17 protein-coding genes are annotated in these 19,416 nt (G+C 48.1%); 9 read left to right on the top strand and 8 right to left on the bottom strand.

Going from position 1 to position 19,416, the window contains the following annotated elements; translation table 11 throughout:
• Nucleotides 1–27: 27 nt before the first annotated feature.
• The gene (locus D0B88_RS17220; protein ID WP_151058689.1) at nucleotides 28–1,557 is read right to left on the bottom strand and encodes a DUF3300 domain-containing protein; all 1,530 of its coding nucleotides are present in this window, start codon (nucleotides 1,555–1,557) and stop codon (nucleotides 28–30) included.
• Nucleotides 1,558–1,842: 285 nt separating this feature from the next.
• Here D0B88_RS17220 and minC point away from each other — a divergent pair, with 285 nt between their 5' ends.
• From minC to D0B88_RS17190, 6 genes are all read left to right on the top strand, one after another.
• Nucleotides 1,843–2,601 carry a septum site-determining protein MinC gene (gene minC, locus D0B88_RS17215; protein ID WP_007643093.1) on the top strand — a complete coding sequence of 253 codons (759 nt, stop codon included), beginning with the start codon at nucleotides 1,843–1,845 and terminating at the stop codon, nucleotides 2,599–2,601.
• Between the two features lie 106 nt (nucleotides 2,602–2,707).
• Nucleotides 2,708–3,517: a septum site-determining protein MinD gene (minD, locus tag D0B88_RS17210; RefSeq protein ID WP_040392330.1), complete on the top strand. Its 810-nt coding sequence runs from the start codon at nucleotides 2,708–2,710 to the stop codon at nucleotides 3,515–3,517.
• Between the two features lie 3 nt (nucleotides 3,518–3,520).
• Entirely contained in the window at nucleotides 3,521–3,778 is a 258-nt protein-coding gene (gene minE / locus D0B88_RS17205; protein ID WP_007643089.1) for a cell division topological specificity factor MinE, read from the top strand.
• A gap of 108 nt (nucleotides 3,779–3,886) precedes the next feature.
• Complete coding sequence (locus D0B88_RS17200) at nucleotides 3,887–4,519, top strand: PolC-type DNA polymerase III (protein WP_151058687.1); 633 nt, start codon at nucleotides 3,887–3,889, stop codon at nucleotides 4,517–4,519.
• A gap of 33 nt (nucleotides 4,520–4,552) precedes the next feature.
• Complete coding sequence (locus tag D0B88_RS17195) at nucleotides 4,553–6,115, top strand: helicase HerA-like domain-containing protein (RefSeq protein ID WP_151058685.1); 1,563 nt, start codon at nucleotides 4,553–4,555, stop codon at nucleotides 6,113–6,115.
• Between the two features lie 154 nt (nucleotides 6,116–6,269).
• On the top strand, nucleotides 6,270–7,967 hold the full coding sequence (locus D0B88_RS17190) for a cytochrome c (protein ID WP_151058683.1): 1,698 nt from the start codon (nucleotides 6,270–6,272) through the stop codon (nucleotides 7,965–7,967).
• A 6-nt stretch (nucleotides 7,968–7,973) separates the two neighbouring features.
• Here the strand turns inward: D0B88_RS17190 and D0B88_RS17185 are convergent, their stop codons facing one another.
• On the bottom strand, nucleotides 7,974–9,230 hold the full coding sequence (locus tag D0B88_RS17185; RefSeq protein WP_151058681.1) for a mechanosensitive ion channel family protein: 1,257 nt from the start codon (nucleotides 9,228–9,230) through the stop codon (nucleotides 7,974–7,976).
• Nucleotides 9,231–9,276: 46 nt separating this feature from the next.
• Nucleotides 9,277–9,783, bottom strand: coding sequence for a M48 family metallopeptidase (locus D0B88_RS17180; RefSeq protein ID WP_151058679.1), 507 nt, complete (start codon nucleotides 9,781–9,783; stop codon nucleotides 9,277–9,279).
• 324 nt (nucleotides 9,784–10,107) lie between these two features.
• Between D0B88_RS17180 and D0B88_RS17175 the strand changes: the two genes are divergently transcribed.
• From D0B88_RS17175 to D0B88_RS17165, 3 genes are read left to right on the top strand one after another with little or no spacing between them, the layout of a single operon-like run.
• Complete coding sequence (locus tag D0B88_RS17175; protein WP_007644062.1) at nucleotides 10,108–11,565, top strand: undecaprenyl-phosphate glucose phosphotransferase; 1,458 nt, start codon at nucleotides 10,108–10,110, stop codon at nucleotides 11,563–11,565.
• A 31-nt stretch (nucleotides 11,566–11,596) separates the two neighbouring features.
• A complete protein-coding gene (locus tag D0B88_RS17170) occupies nucleotides 11,597–12,745 on the top strand; it encodes a hypothetical protein (RefSeq protein WP_225318433.1) in 1,149 nt (382 codons plus the stop codon).
• Nucleotides 12,746–12,786: 41 nt separating this feature from the next.
• A complete protein-coding gene (locus D0B88_RS17165) occupies nucleotides 12,787–13,602 on the top strand; it encodes a polysaccharide pyruvyl transferase family protein (RefSeq protein ID WP_007644060.1) in 816 nt (271 codons plus the stop codon).
• A gap of 17 nt (nucleotides 13,603–13,619) precedes the next feature.
• On the opposite strand, the gene D0B88_RS17160 is transcribed toward D0B88_RS17165, so the two are convergent.
• Genes D0B88_RS17160 through D0B88_RS17140 form a run of 5 tightly spaced genes read right to left on the bottom strand, consistent with a single transcriptional unit; the run spans nucleotide 13,620 to nucleotide 19,390 of the window.
• On the bottom strand, nucleotides 13,620–15,110 hold the full coding sequence (locus tag D0B88_RS17160) for a lipopolysaccharide biosynthesis protein (protein ID WP_151058677.1): 1,491 nt from the start codon (nucleotides 15,108–15,110) through the stop codon (nucleotides 13,620–13,622).
• Complete coding sequence (locus tag D0B88_RS17155; protein WP_151058675.1) at nucleotides 15,107–16,324, bottom strand: glycosyltransferase family 4 protein; 1,218 nt, start codon at nucleotides 16,322–16,324, stop codon at nucleotides 15,107–15,109. The genes D0B88_RS17160 and D0B88_RS17155 overlap by 4 nt, the downstream gene beginning before the upstream one ends.
• 33 nt (nucleotides 16,325–16,357) lie before the next feature.
• Nucleotides 16,358–17,440: a glycosyltransferase family 4 protein gene (locus D0B88_RS17150; protein ID WP_151058673.1), complete on the bottom strand. Its 1,083-nt coding sequence runs from the start codon at nucleotides 17,438–17,440 to the stop codon at nucleotides 16,358–16,360.
• Nucleotides 17,441–17,444: 4 nt separating this feature from the next.
• Complete coding sequence (locus tag D0B88_RS17145; protein WP_151058671.1) at nucleotides 17,445–18,224, bottom strand: WecB/TagA/CpsF family glycosyltransferase; 780 nt, start codon at nucleotides 18,222–18,224, stop codon at nucleotides 17,445–17,447.
• Entirely contained in the window at nucleotides 18,224–19,390 is a 1,167-nt protein-coding gene (locus tag D0B88_RS17140; protein WP_151058669.1) for a glycosyltransferase, read from the bottom strand. Before D0B88_RS17140 ends, D0B88_RS17145 begins: the two co-directional genes overlap by 1 nt.
• Nucleotides 19,391–19,416 lie beyond the last annotated feature (26 nt).

Here is a 19,416-nt window from a genome sequence, read left to right as displayed (position 1 = left end):
CCCGCATGAGCTGCGGGGCCAATGATCTTAGCGTTCGCGTTCACCGCGCATACCGGCGCGGTTGTCACTGCCGCGATCTACACGGGGCGTTTCGCGGCGCTCGTTAGTCTGGAAACGGGATTGGGCGCGCTCCACTGGCTGCGGGCGCTGGGTTTGGATCCGCTCCATGCGGCTCGGTTCTATCTGCCTGCTGGGTTGCTCGGTGCGATAAATGCGCTGCCGTTCCTGGTTTGTGTTTGGACTGGGCTGTACCCGATATTCCGGTTGTTGGGTTCTGGCTGCAGGCTGTTGCACAGCATTATCGCGACGTTCCAGTTGCCGACTCTGACGCTCTACCTGGTTGTTTTCCCGCTCTGTTTGGAAATTGCGCACCCGCGGCTGTTCCTCGCCCTGACGAATACGCGGTGACTGTTGCTCCGGGCGATTGTGTTCGGCACGATTATTCATACGCTCGCGCAGTTGCTCGGCACGGGCGGGATTGCGCTGTTCATCGCCACCGTAGATCCTTGCACGCGCATCGTTACCGCCAATAGGGCCAGCCTGGCGGCGCTCCAGACGTTGCTGGAATTGCTCGTCGCGCCCCTGGCGTTGATCCCGTGCGCGGTTAGGTGCGATGTTGTTGTCGCGCAGATTGCTACGGTACTCGCGGGTATCCCGATAGCTTTCGCGTGGGCTATTGAAGCGTTCGCGGGTGTGATTGTCGTAATAGGCCACGCCGCGTCTATGCACGGGGTTGTGGTGCCAATGACGGGCATTGCTGTGACGCACAATACTCCGGCTGTTGTAAAAGCGGTGATGGTGGTGGTGATCTACCACTACCACACGGCGGTGATGCCAATGTACCGCGCTGAAATAAAAGCGGGGGCCGAGGTAAACGCGGGGGCCCCAGTAGAAACCGGATACAAAGACATAGCTGCTGGGGTAGTGCCAATACACCGGTGGGTAGTCCGGCCACCACCAGCTGCCATACACCACGCGGGTATCGTAAGCGGGTACATACACCACTCGCTCAACCGAGGGTTCAATTACAATGGTTCGCTCTTCGCGAATCACTCGCACATGTTCAACTTTGTCCAAATTACCCGAATCATACGCGCGGTTACGCAGGTTCTGGATACTGTCCATCACCCGCTCTTCATTGGCGAGAAAGGCGTCACCCAACTGCTGGGTCCAATCCAAGTCATCGCTCATGCGCTTTAAAATTTCAGGGAAGGCGACCAAGGCTTTTACGCTGGGGTCCCAATCCTGATTGTCTACTGCATTAACGGCATCTTCCCCTTTATAGCGCGGGTTATTGCGCGCCCAGCGGTCTGCCTCCACCACTTCAAGCGGGTAGGTGGATGCGATCAGCACATGGGATAAAACCGTGTCGGGGTAGAGGGCGACAGGGGCGAGCAGTGAATCCAACTGCGCTTCACTAAAGCTCGCTTGCGTCGCGGCACCGCGATAGGCTGGAGGCTCCACGGCGTTAGTGGTGGTACAACCCACCAGTAACGGCAACAGCAGGCTGAGTGTTAACGCTAGTTTTCCGGGGCGTTGCAGTAGCTGGCTAGTCATGATGCTTCTCACTGTTATCACGCATTTATCAACCCAAGCACCCATTAGAGGGCGGATTGGCGCTCATGGTTCATTTATAGGCGCACGGGGCTTAATGCTGGCTGAACTGTTTATCACCGCTTTGCTCCCGGTTATAGCTCCCTCGGTCTTCACTACTTATCTGTACTGCTTACGCTGTTGCTTGACTAATCAACAAGCGCCCCGATAATGGCGCACCGCTGTAATACAAACTGCAGTATTGCCCCTCATACCCGAAAACCCAGAGCCGAACGCCGAGAGCCGCGCATGATTGATGTGAATTTTCAATTAAAAGGTAGTGCTATTACCGTAGTGGTATTAGCGATTATTCGCTACGAACCCAAGAGTTTGATAGACGAACTGAAAGAGAAAATTACCCAAGCGCCGCAGTTCTTTGTGAACTCCCCGGTATTGATTAATCTGGATCGTCTTGAAAATCCGGAAAGCCTGAAAAAAATAGCGGATTTACTGACTATTTGCCGCGAACTGGATTTACAACCACTAGGTTTTAGCGGCGTACCTGAGGTATTGTTAGCGCCAGTCAACAAGACCGGTCTGGCCATATTGCCAACCCCCAGTGAGCGCGCGCTTAAACTCCCCAAACAAGATACACCTGCTGCGGTAGAAACGGTGGTTGAGCGTGTTGTGGAAACCGTTGTTGAAACTGTGATTGAAGAGCGACTGGTGCAGCGCCAGAGCAAAGTCATTACTCGCCCGGTGCGCTCAGGCCAACAGATTTACGCGGAAGGCGCGGATTTGATTGTTCTGGCGCAAGTCAGTGAAGGTGCGGAAGTCTTGGCTGATGGCCATATCCATATTTACGGCACCCTGCGCGGCCGTGCACTTGCCGGTGTAAAAGGCGATGAAACGGCGCGCATTTTCTGCCAGCAAATGGAGGCGGAATTAGTTTCGGTGGCAGGTAATTTTGTATTGCAGGATTCCCTGCCAAAAGAATTATTCAAAAAGCCTGTGCAGGTATCACTGCAGGGCGAAAAAGTGGTTGTGGACGCATTGGTAAATAGCTAGATGTGCATGCCCATTTGATATTTCCGGATTTTGTTTAACTATCCATGATTTGTTATCTATCCATTATTTTTTATTTAGCCAGTTTTGTTATTTAAAGGAGCCTCCCTTGGCCAAGATTATCGTTGTTACATCAGGTAAAGGCGGAGTGGGCAAAACCACCTCCAGCGCAGCAATCAGCACCGGCTTGGCGATGCGCGGCCATAAAACCGTGGTTATCGATTTTGACGTGGGTTTGCGTAACCTCGATCTGATTATGGGTTGTGAACGCCGCGTTGTTTACGACTTCGTAAATGTTGTGAAAGGCGAATCGACATTGAATCAAGCGTTAATCAAAGATAAACGCACAGAAGGTTTGTACGTTCTGCCTGCCTCGCAAACTCGCGATAAAGACGCACTCACCCGCGAGGGTGTGGAAACTGTTATTAATGAATTGTCTAAAGATTTTGAATACATAGTGTGTGATTCCCCTGCCGGTATTGAACAGGGCGCTTTGATGGCATTGTATTTCGCCGATATCGCGATTGTAGTCACCAACCCGGAAGTATCTTCCGTGCGTGACTCGGATCGTATTCTCGGTATTCTGCAAAGCAAGTCGCGTCGCGCTGAGCAAAATCTGGAGCCAATCAAAGAGCATTTGCTACTCACTCGCTACAACCCGGTGCGCGTAGAGGCGGGTGAAATGTTAAGTGTTAGCGATGTAGAAGAAATTCTTGCCATTCCGCTGCTGGGTGTAATTCCCGAATCAGAAGCGGTATTAAAAGCGTCGAATCAGGGTACTCCGGTGATTCTCGACGACGCAACTGCTGCAGGTCAGGCCTACAACGACGCAGTGGATCGCCTGCTGGGTAAAGATATTCCTCACCGTTTCCTGGAAGCGGAAAAGAAAAGTTTCCTTAAGCGTTTGCTGGGGGTATAAGCCGTGAGCATTTTTGATTACTTGCGCAAGAAGCGCGCGCCGTCATCGGCATCTGTAGCAAAGGAACGTTTGCAAATTATCGTGGCGCATGAGCGTACTAAACGCAACTTGCACCAGCCGGATTTCCTGCCGCAAATGCAGCAGGAAATTATTGCGGTAATTCGCAAATACATTCACATCGAATCCGATCAGGTGACTGTGAACCTCGACAATTCTGACAACTGTTCGGTGTTGGAATTGAACATCACACTGCCGGATTAAACCGTGTGCAGTGTGATTCTGCAGCCAATAAAAAAGGGACGCGCTGTGTAAGCGCGTCCCTTTTTTGTTTATAAAGTAAAAATTATCGGGTAATTGCTGGGTTATTAAATGACAACATTGGATTTTCAACGGCGTTCCGCTGCCAGTGTAATAGTTTTCGACTTTGAAACTACCGGCTTGTCGCCTGATATGGGCGATCGCACGATAGAAATTGGTGCAGTATTAATTGAGCATGGGCGTATCACTGATCGCTTCCAGCAGGTGATGAATCCTGGTGTGCGTATTCCACTGTTTATTGAAAATCTCACCGGTATCACCAATGCGATGGTAAAAGAGGCGCGCAATAATGCCGAGGTAATGAGCGATTTTTACGATTTTATCGCCGGTCACAATCTGGTTGCGCACAACGCCAGTTTTGACGAGCGGTTTCTACGCGCCGAATTCAAGCGGATCAAAAAATACTTTTCGTCAGGTATTGCCTGCAGTTTATTGGCGGCGCGCCGAATATTTCAACAGGCGCCCAATCATCAATTAGCTACTTTGGCTGCCTATAAAAACTTACCGACCGAGGGTGTCTATCACCGCGCTTTGGCTGATGCAGAGGTCACCGCGCATTTGTGGTTGAGTTTATTGGAGGAGCTGCGTGCGCAGCAGGGGCTCAATGATCTATCCTTTGGTTTTATGCACCAACTAACAAAAACGCCCAAACATCAATTGCGTAAACTTTACGCGCAACACTAATAAATTGATTTCGTGCAGAGTGACGGAGAATTTATGACCCAACATTATCTTATTGGCGGCAACGGCACCCAGTCGGTGCATTTAAATCTGCGTATGGCAAATCGCCACGGTTTGATTGCCGGTGCCACGGGCACGGGCAAAACGGTGAGTTTACAGGTGCTCGCCGAAGGTTTTGCCAAGGCCGGCGTGCCGGTATTTATGGCGGATATCAAGGGCGACCTCTCTGGCCTTGCCAAAGCGGGCAAACCTCACCCTAAAGTGGATGAGCGAGTGCAGCTGATGAATATCAGCGATTACCAGCAGCGGTTATTTCCCTGTGTATTCTGGGATTTGTATGCCAAACAAGGCCATCCGGTGCGCGCCACTATTTCTGATTTTGGCCCGCTATTGCTCGCCAACTTTTTTGATTTGAATGAAACCCAAACCGGCGTGCTCTATGCCGCGTTTAAAATTGCCGATGACCAAGGCATGTTGTTGCTGGATTTAAAAGATTTACAAGCCATGCTCAATTGGATGAAGGATGAGCGCAAAAATCTGGAAGACGAATACGGCGGTTTAAGTGAGGCAAGCATTGCCGCTATTCAGCGCCGCTTGATGATGTTGGAACAGGAGGGGGCGGATGAATTTTTTGGTGAGCCAGCGCTGGACCTTAATCACCTGATGCAAGTCACTTTGGAAGGCACGGGTGTGATTAATATTCTCGATGCCACCACCTTGGTTAATCAGCCAAAACTTTATGCAATTTTTTTACTTTGGTTAATTTCCGAATTATTTGAGAATTTGCCTGAACAGGGCGATGCCGATAAACCCAAACTGGTATTCTTTTTTGATGAAGCACATTTGTTGTTCGATGGCGCACCCAAATTATTGGTGGATAAAATCGAACAAGTGGTGCGCTTGATTCGCTCCAAAGGTGTAGGGATTTATTTTATCTCACAAAGCCCTGCGGATATTCCTGATACCGTATTAGGGCAATTGGGCAATCGTATTCAACATGCATTGCGCGCCTACACTCCTAAAGATCAGCAGGCGGTAAAAATTGCTGCGCAAACTTTTCGCCCCAATCCGGCATTTTCTACCGAGGTGGTAATTACTGAATTGGGTATTGGAGAAGCGCTGGTATCGGTGTTGGATGAAAAAGGCTCGCCCACACCGGTTGAGCGGGTGATGGTTGCTCCGCCAGCATCACGTATTGGGCCGTTAACAGCAGAGGAGCGTGCAGAAGTGATGGCGCGCTCCCCTTATAAAGCCATTTACTCGCAACTGGTGGATCGCGAGTCGGCGTATGAAATTTTAAAACAGCGCGTTAACCAGCAGGCACAGATTGTGCAGCAGGAGCAGCTTCAGGCAGAGCAAGAAAAATTAAATGCACAGCAGCGCGCCGAACAAGAACGCATCGCTAAAGAGCAGCAAAAACAGCAAGAGCGCTGGCAAAAAGAACAGCTAAAAGCCCAGCAGCAAGCACAGCGTGCTGAGAGCCGACGTGAATCGGCCACTGAAGCGCTGGCAAAAAGTGCGGCGCGTGCAATTGGTAGTAATTTGGGCCGTCAAATTGTACGCGGGATTCTTGGTTCTCTGTTGGGAGGGCGACGTTAAATTACGCGTGGTGTTTTGTCGGTATTGGTTGGGGGTAGTTTGTTACCTAGTGTAATAGAAGGAGACTAATAAGAGGCTTATAGTGAAAGGAGTCATTTTTTAATGTGTGCTTCTGCCCCGGATAGGGGCAGTATAAAAATGTTGAGGATGCAGCATGAAAAACAACAAAAAACACAGTAAAAAAATCGGTTCAGTACTGGCTCGCGTTAGTCATTTCCAGTGTTATATCGGGTTTGCGTGGCTTGCCTTGTGTAGCACTGCAGCACCTGCCTCGACCACTGTATCCAGCATGCAGGATACCCATTACCTTGCGCAGGGCTGGGAGCATGAAACTCGCCAGCAACTGTCATTTACCTCTTTTGGTTCGCGGCTTATTCCCTATGACTGGTTTATCGTGTTGGAGCAAGCGAATAATCCAGCGCTATTTCGCGATCCGGCGCATATGTCGGCGCTGGGTTTTATCGTTGCTGCCGCCGATAAATATAATCCGGATGGCTTACCCATTGGTGTGGTACGCGATAAGGATAAAAAACATGGTGATTATGTTGGCCTGACTTGCGCGGCTTGTCATACCGGTCAAGTAATGATTAACGGCCAGCGTATTCGAATTGATGGCGGCCAAGCGCTGATCGATTTCACCGGGTTTGAAACAGCACTGGTAGCTGCATTGCAGGCTACGCTGGAGGATACCGAAAAATTTGCGCGCTTTTATTCCAATGTGCGCACAGCGCCGTCGGTCAGCGCCATCGCTTCAGCCTCACTTACTACCCAAGCTCTACAAGTCCAAATGCATGGGCGATTGCAGCAGTTGCAACAGCGATTGGAAAATAACAAAACCGATGTGCCTTATGGTCATGGTCGCTTGGACGCCTTTGGGCAAATTTTTAATGCGATTGCAGTTGAAGCGTTAAATATGCCAGAAAATATTCATTCACCTAATGCACCCACCAGTTATCCGGTGATGTGGGATGCATCCCATCTGGATTTGGTGCAATGGAATGCCTCAGCACCCAATAAAGAACCTGGCCCGTTGTTTCAAAATGCAATCACTGCACTAGCGGTTTATGGCACGATTGAAATTAAAAAAGAACACTTAACCTATTCATCCTCGATTCGTATTAATCACCTTGCCGATCTTCAAAAAGCCTTTTATCAATTAACTGCACCGCGATGGCCGCAAGAATTTGCTGGGAAGTTGGATGAAACCAAATTAGTTGCCGGTGAAAAACTTTATCAACAGCACTGTGTGGAGTGCCATACACATGTCGATGCAGCAGATAAAAAACGCAAACTGCGGGCGGTACTAACGCCGGTTGCGGAGGTGGGGACGGATCCATTGATGGCGCATAATTTCAGTCAGCGCAAAGTAAAAACCGGGGTGCTGGAAGGCGAGCGCAGCATGGTGTTGGTTGGGAAAAAGTTTACTGCAGAAGCCAGTTCACTTGATCTGGTCACTCATGCGGCTATGGGGACTTTATTAAACAAACCCTGGCAAACCCTCAAAACTATTGTGCGTGAGTATCATTCCAATCTTTCTGCCGATACCCCCAGTGTCGATAGCTATAAGGCACGCCCAATCAATGGCATATGGGCCTCTGCACCTTATTTGCACAATGGCTCGGTGCCAACGATTTACGATTTACTGTTGCCCGCGGCACAGCGCCCGTCGCAATTTTATGTGGGTAATATTGAATTGGATGTAATCAAAGTTGGCCATGTTTCCAGTGCGGCTCCCGATACCAGCTTTTTTGATACAGGTCTGCCGGGCAATTCCAATGCCGGCCATGAATATGGCACGGCATTGAGTGATGAAGAGCGTTGGGCATTAGTGGAATATATTAAAAGTTTGTGAGGATGCTCAGTGGCTTTGAGTGCTGCCAGTGATGATTTGGCGCATGTCATAGCCGCTGGGTGCTTGATAAATCCGCAAATCAAATTCTGCCAGCACTGCAAAAATATGATCAAAAATATCTGACTGAATATTTTCGTAAGCCAACCATTCCGTGTTATTGGTAAACGCGTACACCTCAATGGGAATGCCTTCAGCGCCGGGGCTAAGTTGTCGCACCATATGCGTCATACCCAAATGAATATGAGGATTGGCTTTGATGTAAGCGGTCAAATAAGCGCGAAAGGTTCCTAAATTCGTCAAGCGACGACCATTGACCGGGCAGCTGGTATCAACTTGATGTTGTGTATTGTAGTCGGTGATTTCCTTGGCTTTTTGTTCAATATAGTCAGTCAGTAATTTTGCTTTACGCAAACGCATTACATCCTCCTCGCTAAGAAAGTGAACGCTGGTTGCATCGATATTGATGGCGCGTTTTATACGGCGACCACCCGCTTCCGCCATGCCTCGCCAATTTTTAAATGAGTCAGCAATCAGTGCATAAGTGGGAATCGTTGTAATGGTTTTATCCCAGTTGCGGACTTTGACTGTGGTGAGGTTAATGTCCGTCACTTCACCATCCGCTCCGTATTTTGGCATTTCCAGCCAATCGCCCACCGCCAACATTTTATTGGCGGAAAGTTGAATGCCTGCTACCAAGCCGAGAATAGGATCCTTAAATACCAATAATAAAATTGCAGTCATGGCGCCAAGACCGCTAAATAAAATCACGGGCGATTTACCAATCAATAACGCCAGCGCAAAAATAATTGCCACTGTTGCGCCAATTAATTTGATGCTTTGGAAAATTCCACGTAGCGGCAGGCGACGTCCTGCAGGGTTAGTGTTTGAAATATCTTCCAGCGTATCCAGCAGCGAATAAACTGACAGCAGCCCGTAGAGTAGTACCCATAAACTGGTAATAACGGCGATGACTGGCAGGGCGCTATCATCCGCATCCAGCCAGAGGCGTGCTTGCATAAAAATAATCAAACCTTGCAAGGTAAGGGCGACGCGGGTAAGCAATCTATTTTTATAAAATGAACGTTTCCACAACTGTTCTGCGCTTTTGGCATTGGCACGCAATAAACCCATCACCACTTTATGCAAGAGCCAATGAATAACAAGTGACGTAAATAAGATGACAAGAATAACGGCCGCGAGATAAGCATATTCGTTGTTTGGAATACCAAGATAATTCAAGGCGGTGTGCATTAGGTCTTTCATGTTTTTTTCTGGCTCATGTTAAGCAAGGTAATAGGGCGGTAATAATTTAGGTATATATATCCCCAAATAAATCCAGTTGGGTTAAGTACAGACGCAGATCAAATTCATATTGGTGATACTGTGGTTCCATATGGCAGCAGAGTTGATAAAACGCTTTGTTGTGCTCCTTCTCTTTAAAATGTGCCAGCTCATGTACGACAATCATTTTTAAAAATGCTTCTGGTGCGGTTCTGAATACACTGGCAATTTTGATCTCGTTCACGGTTTTAAGTTTCCCACCGTGAATACGGCTAATGTAGTGGTGTTGCCCCAGTGCATGTTGGATCACTTTTATTTTGCTGTCATAACTGACCCGGTTCAAAGGTTGGGTCTTGCCCATAAAATCCGCTTTAATTTGTTGCGTATATTGATATAGCGCACCATCAGTGCGCACTTGATGAACATTTGGGTAGCGTTTTAGTAATACCTCAGCCAGCTTTTTCTCTTCAATAAGCGTTTTCACTTTTTGCAGTGTATCGGCGGAGTAGCCGGTTAAATATTTCAGTGCTGTCATGGCGTCTTAATTAATTTTTAGATTGATTATTCAGTTAGTGTTCATAAAGAAAAATGTTTTTGCGTTGGTTCAGTGCTTTTAAAAAAACAGTGCGTTTTGCTGGTGCAGAAAAATTATAAAAATTACAAATATTTTTATCAAAAGCGGATTGATGATTGCTGCTTTTGGCGTCAATTTTAGTTGATTTGGCGACAAATATCGATTTTTTTAAAACTTCGTCACGTAATCGTGATGTTGCATTCTTTATGGCCTGATTAATGCCTTCTATATCCTGCTAGTAAACAAATGCTGATGGCATGATGAAGTACATTGCGTGGAGGGAGTATGAGCAATCTATCGGTCAATCGGGCGCTTGTTAGCCCTGTAACCTTATCAAATGAACCGCCGGTTATACGGCTTCACCATTCAAAAATCCTCGCGCTATTTCGTGCGATTGATAGCGCGCTGATCGTATCCATACTTTGGCTCGGGCTTAACATGCTAGGGCTTGAGTGGACAAATCTTTACACTACCTTTGCAATTACCGCCGTTATTGTTTTTGGTTTTTTTGCCGAGGGCAATGAAGTTTATTATTTATGGCGCGGTCATTCCATGCTGGATTTGGCTGGTCGAATATTATTTGCCTGGCTGGTAACGGCTATTTTTATCATTCTTGCGGCGCTAGTGATTTATCCATTTAAATCCATGGAATTATTGGCGTTTGTCTGCTGGTTGGTTGCAACGCCGGTATTAATGACGGGTATGCATATTGGGCGGCGTTTGTTGCTTGCCAAATTGCGCTCTCATCCAACCGAGCCGCGCCGTGTAGCGATTGTCGGTGCCAATGAATTGGGTTTACGGTTAATCAATTCCATGAAAGTAATGCCATGGTTGGGCTACAAAGTGATTGGCTTTTACGACGATCGCTCACCCTCCCATGAAGTGGGGCGGCGTTTGATTGGCGACAATATTGAAGTAAAAGGTGGGCTTGAGCAGCTTTATCAAGATGCCCATGATGGCAAATTGGATATGGTTTTTGTCGGTTTACCAATGCGCGCTGAAATGCGCATGCGTACTGTGATTGATCGCTTGGCGGATACTACAGTATCGCCCTATGTTATACCCGATGTATTTAGTTTTGATTTGTTGCATTCGCGCCTCACGTGTTTACAAGGCATTCCCGCACTGAGTATTTACGATTCGCCACTGGTTGATAACGGTTGGGTGAAGCGTTTGGAAGATGTGGTGTTGGGTGCTGGAATTTTACTTTTATTGGCAATCCCTATGTTAGCCGTGGCGATTGGTGTGAAAGTGACATCGCCTGGTCCCGTGTTTTTTAAACAAACGCGTTATGGCATGGGGGGTGAAAAAATAAAAGTGTGGAAATTTCGCTCCATGACCGTGTGTGAGGATGGCAATAGTGTTGCCCAAGCCAAACGCGCCGATCCACGCATCACGCCGTTTGGCAATTTTTTACGCCGCACGTCGCTTGATGAATTGCCCCAGCTATTCAATGTATTGTCCGGCAGTATGTCGCTGGTAGGCCCGCGCCCCCACGCCGTTGCGCACAATGAATTTTATCGCGGGCAAATCAAAGGCTACATGTTGCGCCATAAAGTAAAACCAGGCATTACTGGATTGGCGCAGGTGAATGGTTTTCGTGGTGAAACGGAAACGCTGGATAAGATGTCCGGACGCATCGCGTATGACTTGGAATATATTCGTAACTGGTCAATTTTGTTGGACATAAAAATTTTATGGAAAACAATCTTTAAAGGTTTTGTTGGCGAGAATGTTTATTAATCCAGATGAAATTAAATGCTGCGCGAAAAAAATGAACACCATACCTGTCAGCGTTAAGTGGGGTATGGCGTTAATTCTGTTCGCTGGGCTGACCAACTCAACTGCTTATGCGATGGATCGCTTTACTTTGTCGTTGGGCGCGAATGAACACTGGGACAGCAATTTTGCGCGCAGTGCATATGTGGATTCCGAGCATTACACTCACTCGGTTATTTCAGTTGCACTTAATGAGCGCCTGAGTAAGCAGGATTTTTCATTGGGTGTAAGTGGCAACCATTATGCTTATGCTGAGCGTGATGATTTGGACGTAAGTTTTTATGAAGGCAATGCACGTTGGCGCAGTGACTGGAGCACACGGGTAAAAACAGATTTTACCTGGGTGCGTGATGCCTATGCGGTGGATCGCTTGGAATTTGCCGATAAAGATGTTGTTGCGCGCGATAACTTTGCGGGCCAATTGACTATGGGGGTAGGGCAGCGCCTTGGATTTACTATTGGCGCGCGGCAAATAGCACAAACGCATTCCAATGAGCTGCGCGAAAGTCTGGATTTTGATGATGATGAATGGTTTGTTGCCAGTACTTACACTACGGCAAATAAATCGTTTTTGAGTTTGCGTTTGCGTGAAGGTGAGCGAGTTTATGAAAACCCTTTGCTTGATGCGCTTACCTCATTGGATTTTGATTATCGCCAACTGGAAGTGGAAAGTTCCTGGGCGTTGACCCGCAAAACGCAACTGGGATTTACCCTGGGGCGCTTCAAGCGCGAAGGGGAGATTAATGCCGGTACAGGTACCCAAGCCGTAGTGGATTTGGATTGGGCCGTGAGTGAAAAACTCACACTGTCCTTGAGTTACAGCCAAAGCGAACCCGCGGTGGGTGAAACCTCTGACTCGCCGGCTGATGTTCGCGCCAGCAGAATTAGCCTGGGGTGGGAGCCGTCGGCTAAATGGTCGCTCTCCATGGCGGCGGGTTACAGCACTCAGGCTTATGTGCAGCGGTTAACCGAACCCGCCCGCGACGAACACATCACGACACTCAGCCCTATCGCACTTACTTATCAATTCTCTGAAATGCTCAAGTTTCGCCTCAGTAGCCAGTGGGTGGATCGCGAATCGCCATTAGAGTATCGCGATTATGATTATGCTCAGGCAAGCCTTGGCGTCGCGCTGGTATTTTAAAAATAATTTTTTAACGCTTAACTTATATGAGTGGAATATTCATGTTTAAACGTCTGGCTGCTTATTGGGAAACCCCTACTGAACTGAAACCGCGTTTACCTTTTCCTTATGTGGATTTATATAACTGGGCGCCAGGTGACGGGCGGGTAAATTTTGGTGACCATCTTTCAGAAATTGTTACACGCCAATTGTTGGCACTACAGGGATTAAGTCTGGATCAGGAAGTTTCAAAAAGTGCGCGCTTGTTAGCCATTGGTTCAATCTTGCAATACAGTGCAAACGATGACCATATCTGGGGTACAGGTTGGAATGGCAAAGTACCCGAGATCATGTTCAAATCCAAACGCTTGAACCTGCATGCAGTGCGTGGCCCATTGACCCGTGAGTTTTTGCGCAGCCGTGGTTTTACCGTACCGAAAGTTTATGGTGATCCTGCACTGCTGATGCCGCATTTATTTAAAGGACGTTTTACGCCCAATCCCTGCCGCGATTATGTATTTGTACCCAATCTACACGATCTATCTATATTGCCACCCAAGACACCGAATGTTATTTCACCTTTGCAAGGGTGGAACCGCGTGATTGAACAAATTCTGGAAGCTAAATTGGTACTGGCGAGTTCACTCCACGGGTTGGTCATTGCGGAGGCATATGGTATTCCAGCGCGCTATGTGCGCTTATCGCAAACCGAAGACTTGTTTAAATACAAAGACTATTATTTTGGCTCAGGGCGGTTGGAATCTGAATTTCAATTTGCCAATTCAATTGCTGAAGGTCAAGAAATGGGCGGCATGCCGGGGTTGCGTTTTGATCATCAATCGCTGTTGGATGCGTTTCCGCTCCACTTATGGAATTAAATTTTTTAGCTATCGATTTAGGCCAGGCGTAACAACCGCTGCAAAAACTCTATAGCAGGTTTTGCTTTGGCGGGCGCCATGGCCGCACTCTCGCCTAAAAAGTGTTTCGTTTCCTCGCGAAAAATGCACGACATGATAAAAATATAAATCAGCCCACCAAAACCGGCGAGCAGCAGTAAACGTACACCAAGCGCCCAGTCAGCAGGCAACACAAATTTTGTTAGTTGTACTAGCGTAAACATGATTAAGGCTGCGGTGAACGTGGGCGCGATAATGCGCAACTGTTGCAGTACGCCCACCTTAAATATGTTTTTGAAAAATAACATATTGAAAATAATGCTCAGATACGCGCGCAATGCATAACCCGCCGCAGCCACTACGATACCGAAAGGTACTAGCAGAAAACCGAGCAGGCAATTCAGTACAAATGTGATAACTGCCAGTAGCATAACGTAGTTCGTATGGCCGCTCGCGGTCAGTGCGGAATTCACTTGTGCACTAATTACCATGGGGGCAATCCCCAGTGCCAACATGGTCATTACCTGGCCGCTTTGTGCCCATTTATCGGTAAAGGCGAGTTCAATAAACTCAGGCCCTAGCGCCGCAGCGCCAAAAAAAATCGGGAAAGTAAAATAAGCACTGATGCGCATTACGCGCATTGTGGCCTGCGCGCGTGCGTCTCGCTCGTTCAATCGCGATAATGCCGGTAGCAGCGCCTGCTCGAAAGGCTTTATTACAATTTCTTGCATGATAAATAGCACGCGCCCACCCACGCGGAAAAACCCTAATGCAGCGGGGCCAATTAAGAGGCCTATCAATAATTCGTATATTTTACTCGCGAGATTACTCACCAGTTGTGCAAGTGTCAGCGGCGCAGAAAAACCTAATAGTGATCGTGTGTGTAGGAAAGAAAAATGCAAACTGGGAAACCAGTGTGCGCTTTTCCAGGTGAGCAGGGTCATGAATATCTGGTTAATTAATTGTTGCCATACCAACGCCCAAACACCGTAGCCCAAAAAGGCCAGTGCTACCCCCGCGATGCCGGATACCAAGCTTGCAATGACAGTGCGCAGCGCAATCGCACGAAAATTAAACTCTCGTTTGAGTTTGCCTTCATGTACTGCTTTGGCGCCCTCCAAAAAAAAGATCACGGAAAGTACCTGCACTAACAATTCGGCGCGTGGGTCGTAGTAAAAAGCGACCAGTGGCGCTACTACCCAAAATGCAACCGCAGTAACCACCAATGCCAATAACAGGTTGAGATAAAAACCAGTGGCTGCGTAGTGTTCATCCCATTCGGGGTGGCGCACGATGGCTTGTGAGAAGCCGGCATTGACAATGACTCTACCCAACTCAACCACAATTAATGCAAAGGCGACCAAGCCAATTTCTTCCGGCGCCAACAAGCGGGAAAGAATAATAAAAATCACCAGGCTGATGAGGCTATTACCGCTCGCAGCGGTACTCATCCACACACTGCTTTTACCAAAATTCTTTTTCAGGCTCATAGAGGATTGATTCGTGCGTTAACTAACTGCTGCAAGGCATGTTCATATTTGTTGCTATCGATACAGTTTTGCATTTGCTGTGCACAGCAGGATTTTCTCTTGGCGAGTAATGTGCGATCGCGATAAATGTCGCCCAGCATTTGTGTTGCTGCTTGACTGTCGGCATCGGCCCAAGTGATGTTATCAACTTCCTGAAACTCCGGGTGCTTGGAGTTAACCGCAATGGGTGTGCAGGGCACTAAAAAACTATTTTCTGCCGTACAAAAATCCATATTCCCTGACCAAGCGGTTGCGAGTACGGGGGTGTCTAACAACATCGCTTCGGCAAGGGTTAAACCAAAACCTTCCGAGCGGTGCAGTGACGCATAGAGATCGGAACTCTGAATTAAACCGAGCACATCGGCGCGACTCCAATGTTGATCGATTAAACAGATATTGGGGTGCCCGGCGATAGCATCAAGCAGTTGCTGCTTTTCAGGTGAATCGCCACCGGTATTCGCTTTTAGCACTAAATAAGCATCGGGCGTATGAGCAAATGCTTGTTTAAACGCAGCGACTAATGCGAGGGGATTCTTGCGTTCCATCGCGCTGCCAAAACTAAAAATGCTGGATACCAAAAATGCCTGCTCGGGGATGTTTAATTTGCCACGCATACCTTGGGTAGCTTCACCGCGCGTAACCGGGTGGGTCGCCGTCAGTACCGGGTAATCTGTGTAGCGCTGGATAACATCAGTCGTAAAACGCGAGGGTGTGATAATCGCATTCATATAGCGAATAGCATTAACCCATTCGTTGGGTATGGCCTCCAACTCCCATGCCCAATAACCGATGTTGTAGGTTTTTTTAAAATTGGCGATTCCCATTTGGAAAATCACCGGCGGCAACATGGGTGGGTTCAAGTGATAGATTCGACAATTAATAGCAGTTGGCCCGCTGGGATTAGGCTTTTGTGCCGGCCAGTCCCATGCTAGTTCTTCGGGTTTGTGAAAAAACTTTTCTACACTGGTGCATTGCACCTGATAACCGTCTGCCGCTAATTGTTGCGCACACAAGCGGGCAGATTCGCCAATGCCGGAAATACTGTGGAAAAACCCAATCACTTCTATGCGCAACTCGGCGATGTTAAGGGGGAGCGGCGCGTCGCTTTTGGGAATCATACGCTGCAATAGCTGCGCACGAATGCGGCGGTAAATATGACGCGCGAGATTTTTCATAGGTTTTGAATGCTCATACAAACACTATTGGAGTCAGGGTATTTTTTTGGAATCAGACAAGGCGGCCGCTGTGTGTGCCGATGTGCCTAGTTGACCATAAAAATCCAGAGTTTGTGCCGCGAGTTTATCCCAGTTGTAATTATCTAGCGGGCATACTTGCGGGCGGCTGCTGTGCTCGAGGGCAAGTAAAGCATGTTGCAGGCTTGCCGGTGTCAAGTCACTGGCGTAACCGTAAATCCAATGCAACCCCAGTTTTTTTTGCAGTTCGGCAACGGCACCCATATGCGGTGCAATCACCGGGCGGTTGTAAGAGAGCGCCAATAATAATGCCCCGGAATTGAGAATCGCTTTGTAGGGCAAAATCACTACATCGGCTGCGCTCATAAACAGTGCCAATTCACTGTCGGGAATAAAACGCAGGAATAAATGGGTGTTGGCATTTTTTAGCGTTTCCATGCTGCTACGCAACTCGGTAGGTGCCGTGTCTGCAGTGCCTGCTACAACCAATTGATAATCCGCAAGTTCAGCTTGATTAAATGCTTGCATTAAGCCGTCGATATTTTTGTAGGGTTTTATCATCCCGACAAACAATAATACTTTTTTGGCTGGATCTAATCCCAATTGGGTTTTTGCAACCTGTTGATCAATCGCCGGGGGATAACAGCCGCGATAGTGACCGTGGGGAATGATCGTGTATTGGCTGGTGGGTGAGGTTTTGTACAACTGATAAAACGCTGCGCGATTAGCTTCGCTCATAAAAATAAAACCGTCGCAGCGCCGTGCAAACCACTGCATAAATGCGTTTGATAACCGCGGGCGGCGCGCATCGTGAGGTGCTGTGTTGTGCACTGTCCATACGATTTTGGTACCTTTTAATTTTAATGCACACACAGTGACTGCCAGGAGCAGCATGCGCTGTATGCTTTTGCCAAGGCTGGGGCGATTAATATCACCGTCCGGCCAATGAAAATGCACTATGTCAGAGTGCGTGCGCAGGGCTTTGCTGTGGCGATATTCTTCAACGTTTGCATTGAGTTGTTGTACTTCGCGATAGAGCAATGCGTTGTAGGGGTTAACCTTTTCATTGCTAAAGGCGGGTGCCGCAAAAATTTTCATAGTCTTATCCTTCCGAGTGACGCAGGTGATCTATGCGATTACCGCTGCGCAAGCAGAGTAAGAGGAACTGTACGATATCCACTGTGTAGCGCCGCAATAAACGCGAAGGTTCAAGGCATAAGCGATAAAACCATTCCAATCGCAAACGTTGCACCAACGCGGGCGCGCGGGTTTTGTCGCCTGCCAGAAAATCCAGTAGCGCGCCAACCCCCATCAACACTGGCGCATTTAATTGGCGGCGATGTTTTAAAATCCATTGTTCTTGATAAGGGTTGCCCATGGCGACCAACACTACATTCGCATTGCTGGCATTAATCGCGGCAATAAGTTCTTCGCTGTTGCGCGCTTCGTCGTAACCGTTGCGTACACCGACTACCTTAACCTGATATTGAGTTGTCAGTGTTTGCGCGGCGCGCTGTGCAATACCGGGTTTGGCGCCGAGCAAAAAAACTCGTGCACTTGCGCCCAGTTGTTGTAAAAACTGCGGGGTGAAATCAGTACCATTTAAATTTTCAATAAAGCGACGGCGATGCACGAGCCACGTGGCAATGTCCAGCCCAATACCGTCGTTGACAATAATTGTGTCACTGCCTGCCAGAGCGGTCTTTTCGGCTTGGCATTTCACAATAAAATTAGTGTTGGCAAATAATAAAGCGATTTGTTGCTGCTGCATTTTTTCTTGCAAAAGTGGAATTAATGCGGCGCTGGTGGTGCGCATTATAGGGAATCCGCCAAGGGGGATAATGTCATCCGGTGAAATTGCATTAATTGTGTCTGTAGTCATTATGCAAATATCTCTGTGTCGCTGAATTTTTTGGGCGCGAGCATGCGTTCGGTCACTTGCGCCCAATCCAGTACTGTGCGTTTGGTGAGCGGTTGCGCTGGGTTTAGTGCACGTGAAATCGCTTGAGCAATGGAATTTTCATCGCCAATGTCATAACCAAAACGGGTGGGGTAATCGGCGGCGATAAAATGTGGGCAAATCGCGGGTAAACCAAAAAATTCATATTGCGTGAGTTTAAGTGAGGTATCGCGTAAATAAGCGGGCAGGTTCACGCTGGCGTAAGGTGCAATACCGAGTGTGGCGTGTTTGATGTAGGGCAGGGTTTTATCAAACGGCATTTCACCGTACACGCTGATATTTTCACCGTACTCCGGGTGGCGCGGTTGGCAGGAACCAATAATATGAAAATGAATATGTGGAAAGCGCTTGCCCGCAAGAATAAAAAATTGTGGATCAAACAACATGGAGCCAACCGATACCGCATGTATGCCTTCGCCATAGGGCGATGGGTTGGCCTTTTCATTAACAGAATAATCAATTCCCTGCGGTACAAATGCGAGATTATGCGTTGACGGCATGGAGTCGGCCAGCGCTTTGGAGGGCATGACTATGGTGTCTATCTCTTTGGCGATGCGGGCAAAGGTGTTGCGGATATAGTCTGCGGCGTCAATCGTGTCCAGTGCATCGGAGGCGCGGTAAAGTATTTTTGCGCGCGCATTTAATTTTTTAATTAAATCGAAAAAAATCGGTGCAACACCGCTCTCCAAAATAATCACATCCGATTCTTTTATCCAACGGCGTAACACCGCGTTAAAGCCGAAGCTGTAAAGGTGATACATCAGTGATTCAAACGGGCGAATGCGAATAGGGTGGATCAAGGTTTTCCACAAATAACAATCAACACCCTGATGGTTCACTATTTTGTTTGCCTGATCGTCCAGCGACAGACGCGGGTCGTGTTTATAGCGCGATAAAAAGCTGTAACGCAGCGAGAAGAAGCGTGTCGGCCCCATTTTGGCTAATTCACTCGCCACAAAGTGAATGCCCGCTTTGCGCGGCGAGCGATAGTCGTGCGCGGAGAGCAGCAGGTATTTCTGTTGCGGCGCCGGGGTAGCGCTGGTCAGGGATGATTCATCTGTGTGGGTAAGTATTTCTGGTGCGGTCACGATGCTCTCCTTCGGTTACTGCATTA

The sequence above is a fragment of the Cellvibrio sp. KY-YJ-3 genome (genome assembly GCF_008806955.1).
GTDB lineage: Bacteria > Pseudomonadota > Gammaproteobacteria > Pseudomonadales > Cellvibrionaceae > Cellvibrio.
This window is presented reverse-complemented; position numbering and strand designations above follow the sequence as displayed.